This is a genomic window from Prevotella koreensis (assembly GCF_003977605.1).
GTDB lineage: Bacteria > Bacteroidota > Bacteroidia > Bacteroidales > Bacteroidaceae > Prevotella > Prevotella koreensis.
In genome coordinates, this window is the sequence record NZ_RYYU01000001.1 from 2,012,270 (window position 1) to 2,036,578 (window position 24,309).

General features: G+C 45.6%; 22 protein-coding genes. 11 read left to right on the plus strand and 11 right to left on the minus strand.

What is annotated here, in order from left to right; genetic code table 11:
• Complete coding sequence (locus EHV08_RS08465) at positions 1-2,520, plus strand: ribonucleoside-diphosphate reductase subunit alpha (protein ID WP_126678891.1); 2,520 nt, start codon at positions 1-3, stop codon at positions 2,518-2,520.
• A gap of 35 nt (positions 2,521-2,555) precedes the next feature.
• The gene (locus tag EHV08_RS08470) at positions 2,556-3,605 is read left to right on the plus strand and encodes a ribonucleotide-diphosphate reductase subunit beta (RefSeq protein WP_126678892.1); all 1,050 of its coding nucleotides are present in this window, start codon (positions 2,556-2,558) and stop codon (positions 3,603-3,605) included.
• A gap of 118 nt (positions 3,606-3,723) precedes the next feature.
• Here the strand turns inward: EHV08_RS08470 and EHV08_RS08475 are convergent, their stop codons facing one another.
• Both EHV08_RS08475 and EHV08_RS08480 read right to left on the minus strand, forming a co-directional pair.
• On the minus strand, positions 3,724-4,335 hold the full coding sequence (locus EHV08_RS08475) for a response regulator (protein WP_126678893.1): 612 nt from the start codon (positions 4,333-4,335) through the stop codon (positions 3,724-3,726).
• Positions 4,332-6,242 carry a tetratricopeptide repeat-containing sensor histidine kinase gene (locus tag EHV08_RS08480; protein WP_126678894.1) on the minus strand — a complete coding sequence of 637 codons (1,911 nt, stop codon included), beginning with the start codon at positions 6,240-6,242 and terminating at the stop codon, positions 4,332-4,334. Before EHV08_RS08480 ends, EHV08_RS08475 begins: the two co-directional genes overlap by 4 nt.
• A gap of 620 nt (positions 6,243-6,862) precedes the next feature.
• Here EHV08_RS08480 and EHV08_RS08485 point away from each other — a divergent pair.
• Complete coding sequence (locus EHV08_RS08485) at positions 6,863-7,882, plus strand: DUF805 domain-containing protein (RefSeq protein ID WP_126678895.1); 1,020 nt, start codon at positions 6,863-6,865, stop codon at positions 7,880-7,882.
• A gap of 7 nt (positions 7,883-7,889) precedes the next feature.
• Positions 7,890-8,201: a hypothetical protein gene (locus tag EHV08_RS08490; RefSeq protein WP_126678896.1), complete on the plus strand. Its 312-nt coding sequence runs from the start codon at positions 7,890-7,892 to the stop codon at positions 8,199-8,201.
• Between the two features lie 90 nt (positions 8,202-8,291).
• Here EHV08_RS08490 and EHV08_RS08495 read toward each other — a convergent pair whose 3' ends face one another.
• Complete coding sequence (locus EHV08_RS08495; protein WP_126677588.1) at positions 8,292-9,329, minus strand: transposase; 1,038 nt, start codon at positions 9,327-9,329, stop codon at positions 8,292-8,294.
• Positions 9,330-9,566: 237 nt separating this feature from the next.
• Between EHV08_RS08495 and EHV08_RS08500 the strand changes: the two genes are divergently transcribed.
• From EHV08_RS08500 to EHV08_RS08520, 6 genes are all read left to right on the plus strand, one after another.
• On the plus strand, positions 9,567-10,529 hold the full coding sequence (locus tag EHV08_RS08500; protein ID WP_126678897.1) for a hypothetical protein: 963 nt from the start codon (positions 9,567-9,569) through the stop codon (positions 10,527-10,529).
• Between the two features lie 36 nt (positions 10,530-10,565).
• Positions 10,566-11,243, plus strand: coding sequence for a porin family protein (locus EHV08_RS08505; protein ID WP_126678898.1), 678 nt, complete (start codon positions 10,566-10,568; stop codon positions 11,241-11,243).
• 286 nt (positions 11,244-11,529) lie between these two features.
• On the plus strand, positions 11,530-13,338 hold the full coding sequence (locus EHV08_RS08510; protein ID WP_126678899.1) for an AMP-dependent synthetase/ligase: 1,809 nt from the start codon (positions 11,530-11,532) through the stop codon (positions 13,336-13,338).
• A gap of 119 nt (positions 13,339-13,457) precedes the next feature.
• A complete protein-coding gene (prfB, locus tag EHV08_RS08515; protein ID WP_126678900.1) occupies positions 13,458-14,579 on the plus strand; it encodes a peptide chain release factor 2 in 1,122 nt (373 codons plus the stop codon).
• Between the two features lie 69 nt (positions 14,580-14,648).
• On the plus strand, positions 14,649-14,786 hold the full coding sequence (locus EHV08_RS11555) for a hypothetical protein (RefSeq protein WP_203227063.1): 138 nt from the start codon (positions 14,649-14,651) through the stop codon (positions 14,784-14,786).
• Between the two features lie 119 nt (positions 14,787-14,905).
• Positions 14,906-15,421, plus strand: a complete 516-nt coding sequence (locus EHV08_RS08520) for a CYTH domain-containing protein (RefSeq protein WP_126678901.1) — start codon at positions 14,906-14,908, stop codon at positions 15,419-15,421.
• Here EHV08_RS08520 and EHV08_RS08525 read toward each other — a convergent pair.
• The 4 genes from EHV08_RS08525 to EHV08_RS08540 form a co-directional block, all read right to left on the minus strand.
• The gene (locus EHV08_RS08525) at positions 15,351-15,788 is read right to left on the minus strand and encodes a VanZ family protein (RefSeq protein ID WP_238988050.1); all 438 of its coding nucleotides are present in this window, start codon (positions 15,786-15,788) and stop codon (positions 15,351-15,353) included. The genes EHV08_RS08520 and EHV08_RS08525 overlap by 71 nt on opposite strands.
• A gap of 101 nt (positions 15,789-15,889) precedes the next feature.
• Positions 15,890-16,927, minus strand: a complete 1,038-nt coding sequence (locus tag EHV08_RS08530) for an HpaII family restriction endonuclease (protein WP_126678902.1) — start codon at positions 16,925-16,927, stop codon at positions 15,890-15,892.
• A 5-nt stretch (positions 16,928-16,932) separates the two neighbouring features.
• Positions 16,933-17,691, minus strand: a complete 759-nt coding sequence (locus tag EHV08_RS08535; RefSeq protein WP_126678903.1) for an HNH endonuclease — start codon at positions 17,689-17,691, stop codon at positions 16,933-16,935.
• A 54-nt stretch (positions 17,692-17,745) separates the two neighbouring features.
• Entirely contained in the window at positions 17,746-18,249 is a 504-nt protein-coding gene (locus tag EHV08_RS08540; protein WP_126678904.1) for a very short patch repair endonuclease, read from the minus strand.
• A gap of 384 nt (positions 18,250-18,633) precedes the next feature.
• Between EHV08_RS08540 and EHV08_RS08545 the strand changes: the two genes are divergently transcribed.
• Positions 18,634-19,521: a ComEA family DNA-binding protein gene (locus tag EHV08_RS08545; RefSeq protein ID WP_126678905.1), complete on the plus strand. Its 888-nt coding sequence runs from the start codon at positions 18,634-18,636 to the stop codon at positions 19,519-19,521.
• Between the two features lie 712 nt (positions 19,522-20,233).
• Here the strand turns inward: EHV08_RS08545 and EHV08_RS08550 are convergent.
• From EHV08_RS08550 to EHV08_RS08565, 4 genes are read right to left on the minus strand one after another with little or no spacing between them, the layout of a single operon-like run.
• On the minus strand, positions 20,234-20,914 hold the full coding sequence (locus EHV08_RS08550; RefSeq protein ID WP_126678906.1) for a NigD1/NigD2 family lipoprotein: 681 nt from the start codon (positions 20,912-20,914) through the stop codon (positions 20,234-20,236).
• A gap of 47 nt (positions 20,915-20,961) precedes the next feature.
• Positions 20,962-22,137, minus strand: a complete 1,176-nt coding sequence (locus EHV08_RS08555; RefSeq protein ID WP_126678907.1) for a 1-acyl-sn-glycerol-3-phosphate acyltransferase — start codon at positions 22,135-22,137, stop codon at positions 20,962-20,964.
• Between the two features lie 49 nt (positions 22,138-22,186).
• Positions 22,187-23,179, minus strand: a complete 993-nt coding sequence (locus EHV08_RS08560; RefSeq protein WP_126679470.1) for a D-alanine--D-alanine ligase — start codon at positions 23,177-23,179, stop codon at positions 22,187-22,189.
• Positions 23,180-23,211: 32 nt separating this feature from the next.
• A complete protein-coding gene (locus EHV08_RS08565) occupies positions 23,212-24,270 on the minus strand; it encodes an RluA family pseudouridine synthase (RefSeq protein WP_126679471.1) in 1,059 nt (352 codons plus the stop codon).
• Positions 24,271-24,309: the final 39 nt, after the last annotated feature.

Genomic DNA, 24,309 nt, shown 5'->3' on the forward strand with positions numbered 1-24,309 from the left:
ATGGAAATTATAAAAAGAAATGGTGCGGCAGAACAATACGATAAGGAAAAGATTGCCGTAGCCATAAGGAAAAGTTTTGCAAGTACCGGACAGACACCTGACGAGGAAAGACTCTACTCGATGGTGGCTGCGGTAGAGAAAATAATAATCGAAAACCCACTGAAGCGAACCGTTGAGAACATTCAGGACGAAGTGGAACAGTGCCTGATGCGCAACGGATATTATAACGAGGCAAAGAGTTATATCCTTTTCAGATGGCAGAGAAATGAGCAGCGCAGGTCGCTGAACAGCATAGTCAATGAAATAGAGAACGATGCGCTTGGCGATGTACTCAGGGGAATCGTAAGAGACTTCAATGGTAACGAGTATAGTATTTCGTTGCTGGCCGACAAGTTCGGGAGTTTCGTAAAGCACGCGATGAAGCCGCAAGAGAAACTCGCCGCACTGATAAAGGCTGCCGTGGAAATGACGACACAGGAAGTTCCCGACTGGGAATTTATTGCCGCGCGACTGCTTTCGTTCAAGCGTGAGGAGGAGATAAAGAAAGTGGAAGAGGCAGAGGGAATACTTTGTTTGTATGACAAGTTGCGCTTTCTGGCAGACGAGAAACTCTACGGCGAGTATATTCTTGATGCCTATTCCAAGGAAGAAATAGAAGAGGCGGCGACATTCATGAGACCGGAACGCAACCACCTGCTCAACTATTCGGGTCTTGACCTGCTCGACAAGCGTTATCTGATACGCACATATTCACAAAAACCAATCGAGAGAGTTCAGGAAATGTATCTCGGTATAGCATTGCATCTTGCGATGAACGAGAAAACCGACAGGATGTCGTGGGTGAAAAGGTTCTATGATATCCTGAGTCGTTTGGAGGTGACAATGGCTACACCGACCCTGTCAAATGCCCGTAAGCCGTTCCATCAGTTGTCGAGTTGCTTCATAGACACTGTTCCCGACAGTCTGGAAGGAATCTATAGGAGCATCGATAACTTCGCAATGGTGAGTAAGTTCGGCGGCGGAATGGGTATGTATTTCGGCAAAGTGCGTGCCGCAGGCGGTAAAATACGCGGATTTAAAGGTGCCGCAGGCGGTACGATAAGATGGATGAAGTTGGTGAATGACACCGCAGTGGCTGTCGATCAACTTGGTATGCGTCAGGGTGCCGTTGCGGTTTATCTTGATGTGTGGCATAAGGATCTGCCGGAGTTCTTGCAACTCAGAACCAACAATGGCGACGACCGCATGAAGGCTCATGACATATTTCCGGCCGTGTGCTATCCCGACTTGTTCTGGCGCATGGCAGAAGAAGACCTTGACAACAAATGGTACATGTTCTGTCCGAACGAAATAATGTCGGTAAAGGGATATTGCCTTGAGGATTATTACGGCGAAGAGTGGGAACGAAGATACAAGGACTGTGTGGACGATATGCGCCTGTCACGCCGCGTTATGTCGGTTAAGGACATCGTGCGACTGGTGCTTCGTTCGGCAGTGGAGACCGGTACGCCGTTCACATTCAACCGTGACATCGTAAACCGCGCCAATCCCAACAACCACAAGGGCATCATCTATTGCTCGAATCTATGCACGGAAATTGCACAGAACATGTCGCCCATAGAAACCGTTTCGAACGAAATAGTTACGCAAGAGGGTGATACGGTGGTGGTGAAGACCACGCGACCGGGCGATTTCGTTGTCTGTAACCTTGCCAGTCTGTCGCTCGGACATCTGCCTTTGGAAAACGAAGCGGAAATGAAAGAGAAAGTCTATACCGTGGTTCGTGCCCTCGACAATGTGATAGACTTGAACTTCTATCCCCTACACTATGCACGCATAACCAATCATCGCTACCGCAGCATCGGACTTGGCGTGAGCGGTTATCACCACGCCCTTGCCATACGCGGAATAAAATGGGAAAGCGAAGCCCACCTTTCTTTCGTTGACGAAGTGTTCGAAAGAATCAACCGCGCTGCAATAGAGGCAAGTTCGGACATAGCAAAAGAGAAGGGCTCGTATCTCGGATTTGACGGAAGCGACTGGCAGAACGGTGCCTACTTTGAGAAGCGTGGCTATATATCTGACGAATGGAAACGCATTGCTGACAAGGTGAACTCGCAGGGAATGCGCAATGCTTACTTGCTTGCCATCGCCCCAACAAGCAGTACGAGCATCATTGCCGGAACCACGGCAGGCACCGACCCGGTGATGAAGAAATTCTTCTTGGAAGAGAAACGTGGAGCGATGTTGCCACGTGTGGCACCTTGTCTTTCGGACAAAACATACTGGCTTTACAAAGGAGCATACCTCATTGACCAGACATGGAGCGTGCGTGCGGCGGGTGTTCGTCAAAGACATATAGACCAAGCACAGAGTCTTAACCTCTACATCACAAACGACTATACTATGCGCAAAGTGCTGAATCTGTATCTGTTGGCATGGAAGAGCGGAGTGAAAACAATATATTACGTAAGAAGCAAATCGCTTGAAGTGGAAGAGTGTGATAGTTGCTCGGCATAAACACAAATACAAGCACATAATAAGAACAAAAGGAAATGAACGAAAATGATTTAAAGAGAAATGCTCTCTTCAATCCAGAAGGCGACACTGATTTGCGCTTGAGAAGGATAGTAGGGGGGAATACGACAAACCTGAACGACTTCAACAACACGCGCTATCAGTGGGTGAGCGACTGGTACAGACAGGCGATGAACAACTTCTGGATTCCCGAAGAAATCAATCTCACCCAGGATACGAAGGATTATCCGCACCTTGACAAGGCAGAACGCACGGCATACGATAAGATACTGAGTTTTCTTGTGTTCCTTGATTCGCTGCAAAGCAATAACCTGCCCTCGATATGCGAATATATTACGGCAAACGAAGTGAATCTTTGTCTGCACATTCAAGCATTTCAGGAGTGTGTGCATAGTCAGAGTTACAGTTATATGCTCGATTCAATCTGTAGTCCGGAGGAGCGTAACAGTATTCTCTATCAATGGAAAACCGACGAGCATCTGCTGCGACGCAACAAGTTCATTGGCGACTGCTATAACGAGTTCCAAAACAATCGCGACAAGTATTCGCTCATGAAGACATGCATGGCCAACTTCATTCTCGAGGGCATCTATTTTTACAGTGGCTTCATGTTTTTCTATAACTTGAGCCGAAACGGTAAGATGTCGGGCTCGGCACAAGAGATACGCTACATCAACCGTGACGAGAACACCCACCTGTGGCTGTTCCGCAACATCATACAAGAGTTGAAAAAGGAAGAGCCGGAGATGTTTACCGAGGAGAAAGTGGCTGTCTATGAGGAGATGATGCGCGAGGGAGTGCGTCAGGAAATAGCATGGGGGCAATATGTCATTGGCGATGATGTGCATGGACTGAACAAGAAAATGCTGTCTGACTATATACGTTATCTCGGCAATCTTCGTTGGCACAGTCTCGGATTCGGCTATCTCTTTGAAGACAACCGCACCGAACCGGAGAACATGAAATGGGTATCACAATACTCTAATGCCAACATGGTGAAAACCGATTTCTTCGAGGCCAAGAGCACGGCGTATGCCAAGAGCACGGCGTTGGAGGACGATTTGTAATACCGCAGGAAAAATAGAAAATGCTGAATCGTATGTGATATGAACCCCGAAAGTTTTTTGTCTAACTTTCGGGGTTCATATCATTTTTTGAAACTTCAACACTTTTCGTTACCTTTGTTTATACCCACTTGTCGCGTATGGCGATTTGCACAAGTTCCGCCGCATTTTTTGTGCCGAGTTTCTGGGTGATGTTCTTGCGGTAGGTCTTTATGGTCTCGACACTGAGAAACATCCTGTCGGCAATCTGCTGATTGGTGCAGCCATCCACGATATGGCGCAGTAGTTCCTGCTCTCGGGCTGTAAGCCATACGGAATGGTTGATGCGCTTCTTCATCATGCGGTCGATGTCGCGGCTGAAATAGGTGTCGCCAGCCATGACGGTCTCAATGCCTTTAACCACCTCTTCCGACAGTGCGTTTTTCAGGATGTATCCGGATGCTCCGGCTGTGAGGGCGCGACTCACCATCGTGTACTCATCATAGGAAGTGAGCATCAGGATTTTCATGTCCGGATATGCCTCGCACATCTCCTTACAGAAATCGATGCCACTGCCATCGGGCATGGAGATATCCAAGAGCAGCACGTCGGGATGCCTGAAACGAAGTGTGATGCGACAGGCGGCGAGCGTGTGCGAGGTGTCCACAACCTTGGCTATGCCTGAATCCTCTATGGCTGTCTGTAATCCTTCGACCAGCATGCGGTGGTCGTCCGCGATGTGTACTTTTATCATGATGCGAGTTCTATTTCAATGGTTACTTCCGTGCCTGCACCGGGTGAGGAATAGATGCTGATTTTGCCGTTGTATGCGGAGATGCGGTTACGTATGTTGGTGAAGCCTGCCCCATACGTCACCGTATCGGGGCCGAAACCCTTGCCGTTATCCTGTACTGAAAGCGAAACGAGGCTTTCGTCCACGGTCAGTTGCACGTTGATGCGTGAGGCCTCGGCATGTTTCATCGCATTGTTGACAAGTTCGTAGGCGCAGCGGTAGATGAGAATTTCGAGGCGACTGTCAAGGTGTGTATCCTCACCAAAGAACCTAAAGTCTGCCATCGGTATGGAGCGGCAGAAATCCTCCAATGCAGCCTTAATGCCGCAATGCGAGAGCGATGTTGGCATCAAGTTGTGCGCCACGCGGCGAAGTTCTACCACCAGTTCATCAAGCATGTCGCGAGCTTTGGCAAGTCGTTCGGCATCCGCTTCCGTCAGTGAGGAGAACTCCTTTATGCTATGCAGGTGCAACTTGACAATCGAGAGCATGCTGCCCAACCCGTCGTGCAGGTCACGTGCCAGACGGGTGCGCTCGGCATTCTCGCCGTCCAAGAGAGCAAGCGTGGCTACAAGTTGTCTTTCCTGTTCCAACTGTTTCACTTTCCGTTCGGCGAGTTCACGCTTTCCGCTGTTAAGGCGATGGCGATAGAAAAGTAATCCGAAGGCAAGCAGGAGGATAAGTGCGCCCGACACACCTATTAATATATAGAAATGCTTTTCCTTTTCGAGAGCGGCAATCTGTTGTTGTTTCTTTTCGGTCTCATACAGCACCTCCAATTGTGAAAGTGCTTCGTGATAGTTCCTGTCCGTTCTCTCGTTCATCATGCGGTCGTAGGCTCCGAAGAAACGTGCCGCCTCACCGTGTCTGCCAAGCATTGCCGAGGCGAAAGCGATGTTGAATGCAGAAACGGGTGCAGTGTTTATCGATACGGAGTCGATGTTCCATGCTTTCAGGGCGGCGGTTCGGCATTCGCTGTAACGACCTTGTGCACGGTAGATGTCGGCGTAGATATTCCATGTTAGCGTGTGTATATATGGGTCGCCCAACCACTCGGCAGCATACTTGCATTCGGCTGCACAAGCGAGGGCTTCCTGATATTTCCCTTTAATCAGATAAACTTTGACAAGTGCTTCGCAAAGGTCAGCATAATTGACCGGCGTACCTCGCACTTTCGGTTTCACTTTCAGCATACATTCCAAAGCCTTGTCCGTATCGCCCAATGCAAGATACACATAGCCCAGTTCACGGTACGACTGCCCTATTCCTGTAGGTTCGCCGTATTTCTCCGCCAGGACGCGTTCCCTTTCTAAATAGTGCAATGCCCGCTTGGGATTGCCCATACGTCGGTAGCACTCGCCGATGTTGCCGTGGGCAATGATGTAGTCGCGGCAACTCTCATCGCCATCGAAATGTTTCAGGATGTTAAGGAAACTCTCCACGGCAAGGATGAACTGCCCCTGCCGAGCATAGAAATTACCTGCCGCCTGCCATGCTTTCTGCACAAGTTTCTTATTGCCGGAGGCCTCTGCTGCGGCGATTTGAAGGTCGAGATATACTTTGGCAGTGTCGTAGGAGCAACGGTAGGTGTAGGTCGATCCGATATAGTTGTAGAAACGGAATATCAGTGTCTTGTCATTGCACCGCAGGGCGGCCTCCAGACCCATCGTGCCATATTTGAAGGTGTTGGGCATATCATGGGCGCAGTACGATTCAGTGATGTCGGCATATAGTTTAGCCCGTTCAAGGTCGGTCATTCGTTTCGTCTGTATGATGTGCAACAGCGAGTCGGCATAGCGGTTCTTCTCTTCCGCAAAAGCGGAAAGAACGATGAACGCAAGCAGGAGGATGACAGCTGTTCTTTTCATATTGCAAAGATTTTTTATATTCAATGATTTTGTTGCAAAATTATGCTCCTCAGCCGAAATGCAATACCCTACTTATGGGAGTTTTACGATACGGCTGCCGTATTTTACAGCAGTTCCGCCAACTTTCACGCCTGCACATGGCGGATGCCATAATGCAATGGGGTGTCAAGTTGTCGAACGAAACAATGACTTTCTTGAAACTGTCGGCAATGGTCTCGGAATCCCACAGATTGTATTTATTGAGTGTCTGCAATCTTTCGTCTATAACCGATAATTTTGTTACAAAGATAGTATTTTTCGTTCGTAACCGAGAAACTTTTTCTCGGATTTCCTGCTTTCATGTGTATTTTTGTCTTCTGACGGTAAAAACTCCTACAAGTAGGGTATTGTTGTTTTTGGATAAGGTGGTAATTTTGTAACAGTATATTAAACAACGTAACACATATTATAAAGATAAGACAATGAAAAAGATTCTATTTGTCGTCTTAATGAGCATTTTTACTATGGGATTCTTTCGGCAATCAATGAAATGTGATACTGTCAGTAGCCTTGTGGCTTCTTTTATAAATGAATGTTCAACCCACCTCTGGCAACGGGGGCATAAAATCTAAGAGAAATATATGAAATGGTTTATCAAAGCATTTCGGCAGTATGCCGATTTCAGCGGCCGGGCAAGCCGGCAAGAGTTTTGGATGTTTGTGTTGTTCAACCTGCTGTTCGCAATGGCATGGGCGCTTGTCGCCGGACTGCTGACGGGGCTGCTCGGCGATTCTTTCGATCACGACAGCGACAGGCTGATATTCATGTACAAACTGATCGCGATTTATTATGCCGTGACGACGGTTCCGGCCATGGCGGTCGGTGTACGCCGCCTGCACGACACGGGTCGTAGCGGTTGGTGGATGCTCGTCAGTCTTATTCCTTTTGTAGGCGGCATCTGGCTCATCGTATTGATGTGCTTGGACGGCAGTGCAGGCGACAACCGATACAGTAACCGACCCGATGCCACAATGGGGGATACGCCGAAAATCGCCTTACGGCAAAAGGCACTTATGTGGCTGACGGCATTTGCCGTTCTCGGAATCCATTTGTGTTTGCTGAACCTTGTCGATGTATTATTCAGTAACCGATACAGTTGGTACACAAGTGCGGGACAACTAAACATTCTGCTGTCTATTTTAGGTAGTTTTTCAGTTTCAGTTTCTTTTATCGTTATGGGAATCGCCTTCCTGCAAAAAAAAGATTGCTCCCGCACGGTGGGCGGATGGATCGTCGCTGCGTATGTTATTCAGATTATCTTAGAAATTTGGAGGATTACGCAAAGTGCTGATTTCAACATCAATGTGGGTTTTGTCCTATCTATTTTCGGAATTCTTGCTTTTACCCTTTACGGCGGATTGCTGCTGGCAAGGAAAGGACGTTTGCCGCTGACGAACTATGTGCTGATGGCGGCAAGCGTTTGCAGCGTTATCCTTACACTTTGGAGTATTACTCCAATCGAAGTTCTCTTCTTACGAGAACATCCTGATCATTTTGTGGACAAACTCCAAATTATTGTACCACTGTCGCTGTTGGTGTATGCCGTTGCCAATCGTGTCGCAGCGGGAAAGGAGACCAAATACAATACAAACAATACATAAAATCATCATGAAAAGAATAGTAATACTGACCGCCCTGCTCGTTGCCGTTATCGGTTTGGCGATGGGGCAGACCGAAATCCGCACGGCGGAGGAGCTGGCTGCTATCGGTACGGACAGGGAAACTCTGAGCGGTTCGTACATATTGATGAACGACCTAACGCTCGACGACTGGGTACCCATCGGACGGTTGGATCATGACGGCGAGATGGGATTTAGCGGAACTTTTGACGGCAACGGCCATACGATAACCCTCAACAGTTTCGGTCCTGAAACGGATAATAGAAGTGTCGGACTGCATTCTATGTTTCCCACCAAATAAAATCTTGTTTTTAACGTTACTTTTAACAGTTGCGTTCCAAGAATTCCGATTATTCTCTATCCATTCATTTTATTCATTTTTTTATTACATTTATCTGTTGATACATTCGTATTCGGGATTATACTTTTCCTTTGATACGGCTAATGCCGTTATTACGTGTATGAGTTTGTTTTTTACATTATTCAGTGCTACCCCTTGATGTTTTCCTCTGCTGATGAGATGTTCAAAATATTGCCTGAACTTGGGTTCCCATCTAACAGCAATTCTTGCAGCCTGTGTGAGTAAGGATTTGAGCATTTTGTTTGCAATCTTACTTACTCTTGCCACCTTATGTACACTTGTTCCGGACTCTTGTGCAAATGCTGCTACTCCCCAATATGTGGCTATCTTCTTTGCATTGCCTCCAAAGTCCTTAAAGTTATTTGTGTAAGCGATAAAGGCTGCGGCATTAATCAAAGATATTCCTTTGACAGAAGTAATACTATCGTGGGTTGTCTTGAGTTCCTCATCCTCTTCGATAAGTTCCTGCATCTTTTCCTCGCATTTTTTAATGATGGCTTTTATCTGTTTAATTATCTTGGTTGAACTATCAACAATGAATCTTACATCGCCTAATTCTTTCTTGAAGTCATCCGTGATATTTTTACGAACAGCCATTGCTTTCATTTGAGATACCAAATGCTGGCGGAACAGAAACAACTCTTTGAGTCGGGAAACATTCTTTGATAAAGGAACGTAACATACTGCCATATCTTGATAACGATAAGCATAGAGGGCTATCTTTAACGAGTCAGCCTTATCACTCTTACCTCTGCTGATACCCAAAGATCTCTTGATGCGAAGTCCGCTGTCGAGCCATATTGAATAACCTTTGGCGTACAAGAAGTTGCTTAAAGGCAAAGAGTATTTACCGGTCTTTTCTCCACACAAGAGTAGTTCATCAGCGTTTATCTTCTTTACAGATGACTTTATCCATGTGACAAATGCTTTAAAACCCTCTTTCTTGTTGGTAAACTTTTCATGGACAGCAGATTGCACTGCTTCTGAAAGTTCTGAGTTGCGACAGTCCAATAAGGTCGCATCGAAAGTTTCTTTCGAAAAATCAATTCCAATAATAATTTTTTTCATATCTTTGTAGTTATAAATGGAGAGATTAACCGGAAGCAGCTTGACTCAACAACTCTAAATAGTCTCGAAGACTAAGCATTCTATCCGGTCTATGCAGCTTTGACAAGGGGACAAATACAGTCATAGGGCTTTTAAGCCCATTTGGGGTTCTTGTCTTGTTCCTTGTCAGGTTAATTTTCTCCTTTTTACAACAAAGGTAAGAAAATTAATCCCGGAATAAAAGTTTACTTTTATAAATTGATAAACTTTTTATTCGATGCAATCTCTTTATTTATTGCAATTCATATTGCAAACTTAGAGTTTGGGGTTGTCGATGGAAAAGGCGAGATAAAGAACTTGCGCATAACCGGCAAGCCGACATATACCGACGGACAGAAATTGCTGTATATAGGCAATATAGCCGGAGTGAACATAGGCAAAATTACATGTTGCGTCTCGACTGCCGAACTTACTTGCGAGTATGCTCAAACGGAACCGCGCAAGAAAGTGAAAGCACTTTCGGGATATGAAGGAGGGCAATACGGCGGATGTATTGCGGGTGTCAATAATGGTGATATACGGCATTGTTACTCCACCGGAAGCATACGTGTGGCGTTAGGCTTTGCAGCAGGTATCGCCTGCGGCAACGGATTGGTCGTGACAGGCGGTTTCGGCATCGGGATAGGGTCGGGAGGTGTTGGCTTTGGAGTCACTCCGGGCTCATCGAAAGGCAAGTATGGTTTTATCGAGTATTGTTATTCCGAAGCGTCGGTGTTTTCCTCGGGAAATGCCGGAGGAATTGTCGTATTTGCCCCGGGAGGTACCGGTATATTGAACAACAGCGTAGCATTGAATCGTCTGATTGAGGTCAGAGGTGCAGGAACCCCTTTGCCTAAAGCCTCTCCATTCCCTGTCGGAGGGAAAATGGTCTTGTCACATCCCAATTTCCAATTCTACTATCTTGAAAACATGTCTCTTCATCGCTACGACGGCAACGATGTGGAGCAACCGCCCGTGAAACTGGCACCGAAACGTGCCGTTCCGCTTTCAACCATACAGGAGGAATCATGGTGGCGTTTGCCCGACGGAGCCGACAAGAATATGAAGAAAAAGATAATCGCCTTCCCCTTCGGTACAGACAACACGGCACCGTGGCAGTGGGATGCGCAGCGTAAACGCCCTGTGCTGTATTGGGAAATGACAGAGAAAAAGAATGAATAATCTACTTCCGGAAGGGGAGCATAAAGAAAAAAGGATATGAAAAAGAAAAATAAGATTCTATCGGTGACATTCGCAAGGCGGATTGCGCTGATGATAGTGTGCATGATTGGAGTTGCCGGAACGATGCATGCGCAACAGCAGGAAAATGTAGAGATAGGAAATCGTACGCAATGGGGCGTAAAAGCTGCCCTGAATATCGCTTCGCTCGATTTCGATGCCTCCAACGGTAAGTCCGAAAGTACCAAATCGGTGTTAGGCGGTGCTATAGGTCTTACGTTTACCTACGCCTTTAATCCCAATTGGCGTATCAATTCAGGGATTGAGATGTCGATGAAAGGATTTTCCGCAGATGAGACGGGCGGTAGTCGTGAACTGACTGTACACGCTGCCTACATACAGGTTCCCGTGACGTGCGGCTATGTAATCAACTTAGGCAAATGGAACTTCGAACCTCGTCTCGGTGCTTTCGTTGCCTATGGCGTAGCAGGCAATTACAGCGTGTCGGGATCGGATAGCAAGCAGACTTTCAGTGACGAACTGCTCAATCCGATAGATGTGGGTGTGGCATTCGGTTTTTATGCCGACAATGGCAAAATGGTCTTTGGCATTGGTGGAGAGTTTGGACTGACGGAAACCAACGGAAAGAATTTCAGCGTGTCAGGTGGAACCGTCCATACGCGGAATACATTCTTAAGTGTGGGTTACCTGTTCTGAACTTCAAATTGAATATGGAGAGCGCATGGAAAACGTGGCAAAACGGATTCCGTGCGCTCTCTTTTTATCCCAAATCGGATTTCAATCAACGTTTTCTAATTTCTTGTAATAAGAAATTTGAGTTCGGTTAGGGTTTATTCTTGATTATTCATCAAGTTAGAATCGGCCTTTTGATTTTATTCTGAATCTTAGAAAGCGGTTTTAATGGAAAATATCTTGCATCTTTCATAAATTATTTTTAATTTTGCAGAACGAGAGGAGTTTATAATCAATAAGGAGTAATCTTATGCAGACAAAATATCATCTTTCGACACTCGTACACAAACAAGCCGCCAAATACGGCGACAGGCAGGTGTTGATATACCGTGATTTCGGCAGCCTTAAATGGAAGTCGCTGTCGTGGAACAAGTTCTCGCAACTTGTAAAGCAGGTTTCCAACGCTATGCTTAACCTTGGTGTCGGGGTGCAAGAGAACGTTGGAGTCTTCGCTCAGAATTGCGTGGAGTATCTATATACCGACTTCGGAGCGTTCGGTATTCGTGCCGTTACCGTGCCGTTTTATGCCACGAGCAGTGAACAACAGATACAGTATGTGGTAAGTGATGCGCAGATACGTGTGCTCTTCGTGGGCGAGCAGGAGCAGTATGACAAGGCTAATCGTGTGTTGCCGTTATGCCCTTCGCTCGAGAAACTTGTCATCTTCGACCGCTCGGTGCGAATAAAGCCGCACGATACAAGCGCAATCTACTTTGAAGATTTCATGAAGTTGGGTGAGAATTGTCCGCGCCAGTCGGAGCTGGAAAGCCTTTATAAGCAAGCCAATAGCGATGATCTCGCAAATATTCTCTACACCAGTGGCACCACCGGAGATTCAAAGGGCGTAATGCTTTCACACGGACAATACGAGGCCGGGATTGAAGCCAACAGAAAGGCTGTGCCCGTTGGCGATAAAGACCGCGTGATGATGTTCCTCCCTGTGACGCATATCTTTGAGCGTGCGTGGGATTTCTACGCTATCAGTCGGGGTGCGACAATCATCGTAAACACCTATCCGAAGGAGGTGCAGCAGTCTATGATAGAGACGCATCCCACCTGTATGTGTTCCGTTCCGCGCTTCTGGGAGAAGGTGTATATCGGTGTTCGCGCCAAGATAGACTCTGCTAGTGTCATGAAGCGAAAACTGTTCAAGAAAGCGTTGGCTGTTGGCCGTAAGCATAATATTGAGTATCTCAGTCGCGGAAAGCGTCCACCGCTACTGTTGTCGCTGGAATACAAGATGTTCGACAAAGCGATTTTCTCCCTCGTGAGAAAGCAACTCGGACTCGAAAACGCGAATTTCTTCCCCACGGCAGGCTCGTATGTGAATACCGAGGTAGAGGAGTTTGTTCATTCTATCGGTCTCGACATGATGGTGGGTTATGGCCTTACAGAGAGCCTGGCCACCGTTTCAAACGACCATCAAGGCAAGCCGTACACCATAGGTAGCGTGGGAAGAATTATAGAAGGCTTAGAACTGAAATTCGGAGAGAACAACGAGATATTGCTCAAGGGACCCACGATAACAAAGGGTTACTATAAACGCGATGCTCTGAACCGTGAGTCTTTCACCGAAGATGGATTCTTCCGCACCGGCGACGCGGGATATATAAAGGACGGAGAACTGTTCTTGAAAGAGCGCATAAAGGAACTGTACAAGACTTCCAACGGCAAATACATCGCACCGCAGATGATAGAATCGAAGTTGCTCGTTGACAAATACATCGATCAGATTGCCGTGATAGCCGACCAGCGTAAGTATGTCTCCGCGCTTATCGTGCCCGATTTTGCCCTGCTTGAGGAGTATGCGCGAGAGAATAACATCTCGTTCAGCAATCGCGAGGACTTATGTCGTAGCAAGAAGATAAATAAGATGCTGAAAGAACGCATTGATACCTTGCAGCAGCAGTTGGCCGGTTACGAACAGATAAAATGCTTCACGCTGATTCCACACAATTTCACGATAGAGGCAGGAGAAGTCACCAATACGCTGAAAATAAAGCGACGCATACTTAGCATTAACTATGCTGCAGAGATAGAGAAAATGTACGAAGAATAGTTCGTACGATCTTTGATTTGCGTTTGGATATGTGAAAGAGAGGATTTTGTTTTTAATTAAAATATGAAATACGTACCGTTGTGGTCATTTCGTGTGGCAGAAACGGATGAAGAGAAGATATGATAACAGCAGAACAACTGAAAGATGTGTTGAGGAGAGCCGATGACCTGAACAGATATTTGGACATCGACCGTAAGAAAATGGAATATTCGGAGGAGGAATTGCGCACGCAGGCACCTGATTTTTGGGAAGACCCGAAGCGCGCGCAGTTGCAGATGAAGAAGGTGAAGGACATTAAGAGGTGGATAGACGGTTATAATCAAGTGAGACAGATGGCCGACGAACTGCAACTGGCGTTCGATTTCTACCATGAGAAAATGGTCACGGAAGAGGAGGTTGACGAAGATTACAGCAAGGCGATTGAGGCCATCGAGAGCCTTGAACTGAAGAATATGCTGCGCCAGAAGGAAGACCCGATGGACTGTGTACTGAAGATAAACTCCGGTGCAGGTGGTACAGAGAGTCAGGATTGGGCATCAATGCTGATGCGTATGTATATGCGTTGGGCCGAGTCAAACGGCTATAAGGTCAGCATCTCAAACATTCAAGATGGCGACGAGGCCGGCATAAAGAGCGTAACGATGGAGATTGAGGGCAGCGAATATGCCTACGGATACCTCAAAAGCGAGAATGGGGTGCACCGACTGGTGCGCGTGTCGCCATTCAATGCACAAGGTAAGCGAATGACATCGTTCGCATCGGTATTTGTTTCGCCGCTCGTCGATGATACGATAGAGGTTTATGTGGATCCTGCGAAACTGTCATGGGACACGTTCCGAAGCAGTGGTGCGGGCGGTCAGAACGTCAATAAGGTAGAGTCGGGAGTGCGACTGCGCTATTGGTACACCGACCCTGACACCGGCGAGGAGGAAGAAATACTCATCGAAAACACCGAGACGCGCGACCAGCCGAAGAACAAAGAGAAGGCTATGGTGCTTCTCAAGTCGCAACTCTACGACCGTGCGATGAAGAAAAGATTGGAGGCACAGGCTAAGATAGAGGCCGGCAAGAAGAAGATTGAGTGGGGATCGCAGATTCGCAGTTATGTCTTTGACGACCGCCGTGTGAAAGATCACCGCACCAATTTCCAGACATCGGATGTCGATGGCGTGATGGATGGTAAGATTGATGGTTTCATCAAGGCCTATCTCATGGAGTTTCCGGTGAACGATGAGGAGTGAACGGTTGGCTGCTTGATGCGCCACATCGTTGATAAAGGAGCAGATATATTACCTTAAAAATAAATAACTATGAGCCAGAAAAGAAAACTACAACGTGCCGCACGTTCTGCAAAGCAGGAGAAGCAGGCACAGAACGTGGTGAAATGGATATTCGGTATATTCGTACTCATCGCCGTAATCATGCTCATCTACGTTGCTTTGATGTAGCAAATATAAGACAAATGTCTGTTTTGATGGGTGTTTCCTTGTCGCGGCCGGGTTGGGTAAGACTTGGCAGTGGTGTTATATGACTTGGCGGGAATGATAAGATTGTTATATTATAGTAAATGAGCGGATTTGAGATAGAACGTAAATTCCTTGTCAGAGGAGAGGATTTCAAACAGCAGGCGGAGTCGAGCAGTTACATCAAGCAGGGCTATATATTAAGTGGCGGAGGACGTACCGTGAGGGTTAGGATTCGCGATGAGAAAGGGTTTCTTACCATTAAAGGGCCTTCTCGTAACGGAGGACTGTCGCGCTATGAGTTCGAGAAAGAGATAACACTCGATGAGGCCGAGCATCTGATGGCGCTTTGCGAACCGGGAGTGGTAGAGAAACGGCGCTATATAGTGCCATTCCGCGACCATGTTTTCGAGGTTGATGAGTTCTTTGGCGACAACGACGGACTGGTGTTTGCCGAGGTTGAACTGAATGATGAGAACGAAAGTTTCGAGAAACCGGAGTTCATCGGTACCGAGGTGACAGGCGACCGCCGTTTCTACAATTCACACCTCAGACGTTTTCCTTACCTGCTTTGGCGCGCCACCATGCCGGAAGAATACAGACACACGCGGCAAGAGTGACACCGATGGCATTTGAAGCGAAGTCGAGCCAATCGCCACTACGCCGACCTCCGGTGCAATATGCTTGGAGTATTTCTATCATACCGCTCATCAATATCGGAGCCAAGAAAGCGAAAAGGAACAGCCGCCACGGCGAAATCCTGCGATGTTTGAACAGATATTCCGTCCAAATTACGATACATGTGCCTCCATACATCAATACATGAGCCCATTTGTCAATGAATGAAACATCGTCAAGTGGAGTTTCCGGAACATCAATGAAGCATAGAATCCATATCGCAGCGATGCACAGGCACGATAAAGGATACCTCATTACCATGCCTGCCAAACTCTTTCTTTCCTCTTTTTTATTGCCCCGTTTACCCATATCTGTATGATTTGCAGGTGTGTTTGTGATTATTGCAAAATATCGAACAGTTCTTGATTTTCTATATTTTACACATCAATATCGTTTTGAGTTTCATTTTCTTACTTTAATCTCACTTGGAAATTGAGTTTAAAAGAAAAAGTTCCATCATCTTCTTTTACTATTGAAGCATAGTTATGCCTTTTTGTACTTGAACGCTCCAAGTACGCATTTGAAAAAAGATAATCCTCGAATCTGTTGCGGTCATAGAAATGGTAGCATAGAATATCTCCATCTTTCTTTACCACCAAATAACCTCCGTTTGCGTCAAACTTTCCACTCCATGCCGTTGCAGGCATCATACCTAATGCCGCAGAAGTCAAAAGGTGTTTGATTTTGTACGCATAGAATGGTGATGATTGTGTCGTGTCATATTTTAATGGATTGGTCTCTTTGATTTTTTCTGCCAATTCTTTCAAGTTTGAAATTCCCGAGTTCAATTGCTCCAAAAGCAGATGAGCAATGATAATGGGAAGGTCTCCGTCGAGCATGATAAGGTTGTTTCGGAATGTAGAATTATCCACTTTGTCAAATACTAATTTCCCTCCTTTTTTCTTTATGGCATTAATCCGCTCAATAACTTTATTCCGTTGTGTGTTCAGTGAATTTATATCATCAATCTCTTCGTCTGAAAGTATAATATCTTCAATCTTAAAATTAAAGTTAGTGGCTTGGCTTGCGTTCAATAAAGTAGAGTCACCACCAAGTTGAGATTTTATGCTGAACCCCATTTCGGAGTTTATTTTGGTTCTACGGTCGTGTAAAATGATTTTAATATCGGTTTTGTCCGATGATTTTGCTTTCAAGGAATGGCAGTGAATACTATTCATGAAAACTTCGATTTCAGGAATGGCAAAGGCTCCTTCATTTGAATTTATTGCATTTAACAACTTTTCTGCTTCTTCCAAAAAAACATTTGCCGGTATACGTAATAATTCTTCTCCCTCGGGAGTTTGAATCACCACATTTTTGTCTTGTAGTTCATAGTTGAAGTTTCCTTCTTTTTCTTGACGCAGAATCATGATGATAGGATAAAACAAATCCTGTATCTTTTTCAAATTCTTTGTGTTCCCAAGTAAACTTTTAAAATATTCAATCATAAAAATTACCTTAATTTGTATTTATTATAATGTATTTCCAATAGTTCTCGTTGTGGAAGAAACTTGTCAGGCAATATGATGTTTTTTCCATTAATGTTTTTTAGATACTCATAGAATGTGGCTTCTGTTGCTTGTTGAAGCATTTCTTCCGATATGATAATTTTTAAATCTGGTGTTATAGCCAAAAGATGTTTATCGTATGCTTTATGAAAAAAGGGATTCATGCAGAGGCCATTTCTGGGATTTGTTCTATTGGCTTTGTCTTGCGACCAATCTACAATATGGCACGCTTCTAATAATTCATGATTGCCTACGCCTGATATACAACAGTGAAAATTATATGAACTCATTACTGTAGACCTAAAAAATGATTGATTTACTCGTTGTTTAATGAGTATCTCACGTTCTGTACCCAAGGGTAAATTTTCTATTTGAATTGCAAGATATTCCTCTATACTTTGTTTTGAAAATTTGGCTACTAATTTCTCACTTTCAAATGCAAGATGTTCAGGATTACCATAAAATTCATTCCATACTTCTTCTTCCATTTTGGCTCCATGCAATAATCCGCTTATGCCTTGTTTTTTCAAGTCGGGGTCTAATCGTCCAATATTTCCAACTTTCATATTCAATGCACTTGGAGAACGTCCAAGAATTTTTGCGTACCTTATAATTGTAGGATGCGTTTTACTGCTGTTCTTGAATGGGATTTTGCAATATACATTAAATGCAACTATTGTTTCTTCTTTGCTCCAAGGTTTCATGTTCTTGTTTTAATTATTGTTGGAATATTACATAAGTAATGATTTTTTTTGTACCTATGCAGCCCATTTGAAATATAATTCCAATTTATTTTTAACTTTTCCTCCGTTACACATCTTAGTAATGGAGATTTTATCATCAGCGATTGATTTCCTATTCATATAATTTAAAATCGTATTTAAACATACATCCGGTGTTTTGGTTATTTCTGTTTCCCAGAATCTGAATATTTTCCAACCTTGTTTGTTCAGTTCCGAATTAACTTTCTTGTCTCTCTCAATATTCCTTTCGATTTTGGAGTGCCAAAACTCACAATTACTTTTATGGTCGTTTTTTCTTATATCCCAATTCCTACCATGCCAAAACTCTCCGTCACAAAATATCGCAATTTTATGGCTTTTAATAACAAAGTCGGGTTTCCCGAATACCGATTTGTCATTTTTGCGATACCTTACTCCTGCGTTCCATAGCAATTTCCCAAACAAAATTTCAAGTTTGGTATCTTTACCTTTGTTGGCAGCCATATTCTTATGGCGTTGCTCTTTTGTCAGACGATCCATAGGCAATTTGACTTTTAGAAACAGTTTACACCATATCTGAGTCACAAAGGTAACTATTTTAATTTGAATGGAGTAGATAGATCGTGGACAAATATGAAAAAAGAGCATTTTTAATAATATTTTTCAAAAAACAGACCAAAATGACTATGTTTATATATTACAACAAATAATATTCATGACAGAGACTTTAGAAGTTTTACTTTTCTCTATCTTGGTTCGTATTCTTGAACATCCTTTTTGATGTTTTCATAAACTCAATGTCTTTTTTATGATGATATTTCATAAATTTTCCTTAACTTTGTAGCCATAATTTGCGGCGTGTACGGCATGGTTTGAAGGAAAGGAGGGGATGTTTGTTTGCGCGGCAAAAGGTGGATAGAAATAATGAAACCGTCAAGGAACGATAATCTAATACTGCTGATAATCGCAATCGCTGTCATTGCCTTTCTCGTTGGGAGAGGGATGAGGGACGGTGGTGAGAAATCATCGCTGTCGGCAGAGGATTCTGTTGCCGTTGATGGAAGAAAGAAGTACGGATATGAATACGGCGGGTCGCGTGCGCATGAATATTATAATGTGGAGGGTCGCAATGTGGAGCGTTTCTTTTTCGACCCCAACACGGCCGACAGTACACAACTGTTGAGGCTCGGACTGCGGCCATGGATAGTGAGGAACATATATAAATATCGCTCGCGTGGAGGGCAGTTCCGCAAACCTGAAGACTTTGCCCGCATCTATGGAGTGACTGCGGGAGAATATAAGAGTCTTGCGCCTTATATCAGAATCTCCGACGATTACCGTCCTGCATCAACCCTTTTCGAGACTTCCGAGGAGCCGCGACGAGCGAAAGACTCGCTGCGCTATCCCGTGAAACTTACCGCCGGAGAACGTGTCATGCTGAATACGGCCGACACCTCGGCTCTGAAACGCGTGCCGGGAATTGGCAGTGGCTATGCCCGTGCGATAGTAAACTACCGCAATCGGCTCGGCGGATATGCTGACGTAAGGCAGTTGTTGGAGATTGACGGCCTGCCGGAGGAGGCTTTACAGTATATCGAATTGGGTACTCCAGACCTGCACAAAATAAACATCAACCACCTCTCTCTCGACAAACTTAAACGTCACCCGTATATAAATTTCTATCAGGCGCGTGCCATTGTGGAACAACGTAGGCTGCACGGTCCGTTGCGTTCGGTTTCTGACTTGAAGATGATAAAGGATTTTTCCGCATCCGACTTAAAAAGATTGGCTCCTTATATGGATTTTAAATAGGTGTTAAATTTTGATTATGTATTATTAAAAATAAATAAATTGCGTATAAAATAGCAACTTTCTTTTCGTGATAATATTTTTGTATTTATTTTTTCACTATATTTGTGATTATAAAACTTTCGACTATAAATGTGATGAAAACAAGTCGTTGTTTTGGAAATTTTTATCTAATAAATAAGAAATCATTGATAATAGTTAATAGTTTTTTAAATTTTTTTTATGTTTTTGGTCCTCTGCCTTGTGATTCTCTCGTGAGAGTAACATTACTTGGCTTCCGACTCGGGTCGGAAAGAGGTATTAGAAAATTAAACCCCACTCGCTCTCCGTGAGGAACGTGAGTGGGGTTTTAGCGTGTTGGTACCACGGTTTTGGGGACATAAAGACACAAAAGTGGTGACATAAAGACATAAATGGGTTGACATAAAGACATAAATGGGTTGACATAAAGACATAAGTGGGTTGGCATAAAGACATAGGAAGGGGGATATAAAGAGAAAAAGGAGTGGAGATGAAAGATGTTTAGGGGGGTGGAATGTAAGGTTTTAGAATGGAATGGAGGAGGCTTTGTGATGCAAAATGGGCGAAATTGCGGAGTAAATTGGGCGAATTTGGTTTGCAAAATGGGCGAAATTGGTTTGCAATTTGGGCTAAATTGAGAGGGAGATTAGTGTCGGAGAGTAGTTCGGGAAGGTGGAATGTGTCGGTTGTTTGGTTAATAACGGAATGTTTTTTCTATTTTTCCGTTGTATGTGTTTATGTTTATTGTGATTTCATCGCCCGCTTTCGGTAGTATGGGAAGTCGGTAGGAAGCGATGCTCATGAAAAAGTTGGCACTGTAATATTCGGGTACGCCGTTTTGGTTGTGCAGCAATGTGAGGATATAGTGCTTATGACCATCATCGTAGGTTTTCACCTCATCGCACATCATTCCTATTGTCTGTCTATTGTCGGCATTGTCTTTATGGCCGGTCTTTACTGCCAGTCCAAGGTTAATATATCGTCCTCTACGGCTCATCCACGCACTGCGGAATATTACAGGGTCGGTCTTTGGTGCTTTCACGACCGACTTGTTTTTTACCGTAGGAGTGGGAACATTTATCAATGAGAGAGCCTCGGTCTCTGTTCCCGGTGTGGTGACATTATGGTAGAGCAGTGCCCTATATAGCGAGTCGGGTGTCTTCGCCCATTCAGCCGTACGTTTCGGCGACAACACGAGGGAGTCGCCAGAATCGGTCACGGCACAGTATAATTTTCCCGAAGCATCGGTGCGAGTCTCTACGAAATCTGCTCGCATCATGCTGTATTTCCCCTCGCCGGGAGTGTAAGTCTCGGAAGTGCAGGCCACGATGAGAAGTAAGGCCGTAATGATGAGTGAAAGTTTCGAAGCATTCATTTTTCTTACGATGATTTTACGAGGTTCTGCGGGAATTCGTTTTGTTGTTATTTCGAGGTGTTCTGTTGTGCGGAAGCCGCGATATGGTTGCGCAGAGGATTGGCATACATTGTCAGTATGCGTTCGCGCAAGAATGCTACATCCTTGCCGGGAATATCAATCTTTGCGATTTGTCCTTGCAGATATTCCTCGAATTGTCGACGTTCGTCAGCGGTATATTTACCTTCCGAGAAGAATGGCGTTGACGTTTCGTCGAGCATGTCTGCCGCGATGTAGTTTACAGGATATATGCGATAGTTGCGGTGTATCTCGTTGTCGATATGCGCCGCCACGATGTCGAAGAACTCGGTCTTTGGCGTGTCTGCCGGCAGTTGTTGCAAGAAATCGTCTATGCAGGGAGCGCAGTGGTAGTGTATGTGACCTTTGAATCCCATAATTCCTGTCTGCATGCTCTCCACATCGGTGTTTTTTCCTTTCTTCCAGTCCGGGTTATCGCGTCGCAGTTGGAATTCGCGTGCCTTAAGGAAGTCGCAAGGGTCAAACTCGTAACTTATCGTTAGCGGCACGATGTGCAGTTGTCCGAGTCGCTCTGCCGGTGTTCCCGTTCCGCCCATTGCCATCATCTTCAGTATGGCGGGTTGTGTACGGTCGTTGCTATCCTTTGCCCTTCCCTCGCGTTGCGCTATCCACACGTTGTCGTTCTTTTCATTGATGACATAGTGCATATATTCTGCCATTCGCTTGCTTGCCACGAGCATCTCTCTCGGTTGCAGCGAACGCTCCACTATGAACGACTTGTTGATGCGCACAATGTCCTTTACCCACGGAAGCGAAAGCAGGTTGTCGCCGATTGCAATCTCGCATGTGGTAGTGAATCCGGCATCGACGAGCAGTTTGTCGAGTAGTGCGGAGTCGAGCACGATGTCGCGATGATTGCTCACGAAGGTGTATCGTTTGCTCACGTCCACAGCCTCCGTATCGAAGTCTATGCCCAGACTTGCCTTGGCAAGGAGCGATTCGAGGAACTTATAACAGAACTCCATTTGGAAGTCAAGACTTGTCTTGCATCCCCTCATCTTCTTTTCGAGCATTTCGAAAGGCACTTGCGGGTAAAGCATTGCCATCACAGCGCGAAACTGCTGATTTGCAACCAGTCGGTCGTAGGCGGCCGGTAGTTCTTCGGGTTCGAACGGACGTATTGCGTCAAAGTCGGATAGTGTCATGTTGTTTTTATTTAAGTCATTCGGCAGGTTTGCCTTATGCGTTCCACTTCTATTTGAATTGATTCTCCACGATGTCTGTAAGCACATCGGTGATGTTCAGACCTGCTGCACGCACTTGCTGCGGTATGAAACTCGTGGAGGTCATTCCCGGTGTGGTGTTCACCTCAAGCATCGAAATTTTCTGGTTCTTATCTATGATATAGTCAATGCGTATAATGCCGTTGCAGTGCAGTATGTCGTAGATGCTGCTTGTGAGTTTCGCCACCCGCTCTGCCGTTTCCTCCGGTATTCTGGCCGGCGTTATCTCCTGCACCTGTCCGTTGTACTTGGCATCATAGTCAAAGAACTCATTCGATGTTACCACCTCTGTTGCCGGTAACACCACGCACTTTTCGCGCGTCTTGTAGCAACCGATTGAGATCTCCGTACCTTCGAGGTAACTCTCCACCATCACATCATCGCTTACCATGAGTGCTTTGCGAATGGCAGGGGTCAGTTGATCTTTGTTCTTTACCTTGGAAACACCGAACGAAGAACCGTCGGCCGCAGGCTTCACGAAGCACGGCATGCCTATTTTCTCGTCTATCTCGTCGTCAGATACAAGTTCCTCATAGCCTTTTCTTATGAGCATTGAGTCGGCAACACTCACTCCATAACTGCGCAGATACTGGTTGAGCACGAACTTATCGAACGTCATGGCCTCAACGAGTACGCCGCTGGTGGAGTATGGCAGATGTATAAGTTCGAAGTAACCTTGCAGTATTCCGTTCTCTCCGGGTGTTCCGTGTATCGTTATATATGCGTAGTCGAACATTACGAGTTTGCCGTTCTCTTTGAATGAGAAATCGTTGCGGTCGATTGGCACACGTGTTCCGTCGTTCAGACTAACGTGCCATTCGAGTCCCCGTATGTCAACTATCCATACGTTGTAGCGTTCTTTGTCGAAGAACGAGTATATTCCCTGTGCAGATCGCATAGAAACGTCGTACTCTGACGAGTCTCCTCCACATACGATGGCAATGTTTCTTTTAATATTCTTCATTTCTATTGCGTTGTTGTTTTTTATGTTCAATGCTATTGTTGTCTCAGTCGTTTTCGCCATTTCTCTATCAACTGCTGCATGTCCTCCGGCAGTTCGCTGTTGAAGTCCATTTGCTCGCCTGTTTCGGGGTGCTTGAAACCCAGCGTTCTTGCATGCAAAGCCTGTCGCGGACAGATAGCAAGACAGTTGCGAATGTAGGCTTTGTAGGATGCCGTGCGCTCTCCTCTGAGTATCTCGCAGCCGCCGTATCGCTCATCGCCGAACAGCGGATGCCCGATGTGTTTCATGTGAGCGCGTATCTGGTGGGTTCTTCCTGTCTCAAGGATACATTCCACCAATGTCGTGTAGCCATACCTCTCAATCACCTTATAGTGAGTCACGGCATGCTTTCCGATTCCCGAATCTTCGGGGAATACGTCCATTCGGAGACGGTCTTTGGCATCGCGCCCGATGTTTCCGGTTATCGTTCCCTCGTCTTCAACCAAGTTTCCCCATGCCAGAGCGGTGTATGAGCGGTGGGTAGTCTTGTTGAAGAACTGTGCTCCGAGTGTGCTTTTTGCTTCCGGTGTCTTAGCCACCACGAGCAGTCCGCTGGTATCTTTGTCTATTCGGTGTACCAATCCCACTTCCGGGTCGTTAGGGTCGTATGTGGACAATCCGCGCAAGTGCCATGCCACTGCATTGACAAGTGTGCCGTGATAGTTCCCGCATCCCGGATGCACCACCATTCCCGCCGGTTTGTTTATCACCATAAGTTGGTCGTCTTCATATACAACCTCAAGCGGAATGTCCTCTGCTTCGATGGTGTCATCGTGTCGTGGTCGGTTCAGCATGAGTGTTACGACATCGCCCGGGCGCACCTTGTAGTTGCTCTTTACGGGCTTTCCGTTTACATGGATGAAGCCTGCGTCGGCGGCCTTTTGTATGCGGTTGCGACTGCTGTGCGCCATTCTCTCGGTTAGAAACTTGTCTATGCGCACTGCTATCTGTCCCGCATCGGCTACCAGACGGAAATGTTCGTAGAGCGTGCCGTTCTGTTCTTCGTCAGCAAGTTCCTGTCCCTCGTCAAGCATCTCCAAGTCGTCTTCCATGTCGTATGACTGAAAGTCGGCTGCCGGTATTGTCTCGTC

Coding starts and splice junctions, on each gene's coding strand:
- EHV08_RS08465 (WP_126678891.1), top strand. CDS start 1: ATGGAAATTATAAAAAGAAATGGTGCGGCAGAACAATACGATAAGGAA.
- EHV08_RS08470 (WP_126678892.1), top strand. CDS start 2,556: ATGAACGAAAATGATTTAAAGAGAAATGCTCTCTTCAATCCAGAAGGC.
- EHV08_RS08475 (WP_126678893.1), bottom strand. CDS start 4,335: ATGATAAAAGTACACATCGCGGACGACCACCGCATGCTGGTCGAAGGA.
- EHV08_RS08480 (WP_126678894.1), bottom strand. CDS start 6,242: ATGAAAAGAACAGCTGTCATCCTCCTGCTTGCGTTCATCGTTCTTTCC.
- EHV08_RS08485 (WP_126678895.1), top strand. CDS start 6,863: ATGAAATGGTTTATCAAAGCATTTCGGCAGTATGCCGATTTCAGCGGC.
- EHV08_RS08490 (WP_126678896.1), top strand. CDS start 7,890: ATGAAAAGAATAGTAATACTGACCGCCCTGCTCGTTGCCGTTATCGGT.
- EHV08_RS08495 (WP_126677588.1), bottom strand. CDS start 9,329: ATGAAAAAAATTATTATTGGAATTGATTTTTCGAAAGAAACTTTCGAT.
- EHV08_RS08505 (WP_126678898.1), top strand. CDS start 10,566: ATGAAAAAGAAAAATAAGATTCTATCGGTGACATTCGCAAGGCGGATT.
- EHV08_RS08510 (WP_126678899.1), top strand. CDS start 11,530: ATGCAGACAAAATATCATCTTTCGACACTCGTACACAAACAAGCCGCC.
- prfB (WP_126678900.1), top strand. CDS start 13,458: ATGATAACAGCAGAACAACTGAAAGATGTGTTGAGGAGAGCCGATGAC.
- EHV08_RS11555 (WP_203227063.1), top strand. CDS start 14,649: ATGAGCCAGAAAAGAAAACTACAACGTGCCGCACGTTCTGCAAAGCAG.
- EHV08_RS08520 (WP_126678901.1), top strand. CDS start 14,906: ATGAGCGGATTTGAGATAGAACGTAAATTCCTTGTCAGAGGAGAGGAT.
- EHV08_RS08525 (WP_238988050.1), bottom strand. CDS start 15,788: ATGGGTAAACGGGGCAATAAAAAAGAGGAAAGAAAGAGTTTGGCAGGC.
- EHV08_RS08530 (WP_126678902.1), bottom strand. CDS start 16,927: ATGATTGAATATTTTAAAAGTTTACTTGGGAACACAAAGAATTTGAAA.
- EHV08_RS08535 (WP_126678903.1), bottom strand. CDS start 17,691: ATGAAACCTTGGAGCAAAGAAGAAACAATAGTTGCATTTAATGTATAT.
- EHV08_RS08540 (WP_126678904.1), bottom strand. CDS start 18,249: ATGGATCGTCTGACAAAAGAGCAACGCCATAAGAATATGGCTGCCAAC.
- EHV08_RS08545 (WP_126678905.1), top strand. CDS start 18,634: ATGAAACCGTCAAGGAACGATAATCTAATACTGCTGATAATCGCAATC.
- EHV08_RS08550 (WP_126678906.1), bottom strand. CDS start 20,914: ATGAATGCTTCGAAACTTTCACTCATCATTACGGCCTTACTTCTCATC.
- EHV08_RS08555 (WP_126678907.1), bottom strand. CDS start 22,137: ATGACACTATCCGACTTTGACGCAATACGTCCGTTCGAACCCGAAGAA.
- EHV08_RS08560 (WP_126679470.1), bottom strand. CDS start 23,179: ATGAAGAATATTAAAAGAAACATTGCCATCGTATGTGGAGGAGACTCG.
- EHV08_RS08565 (WP_126679471.1), bottom strand. CDS start 24,270: ATGGAAGACGACTTGGAGATGCTTGACGAGGGACAGGAACTTGCTGAC.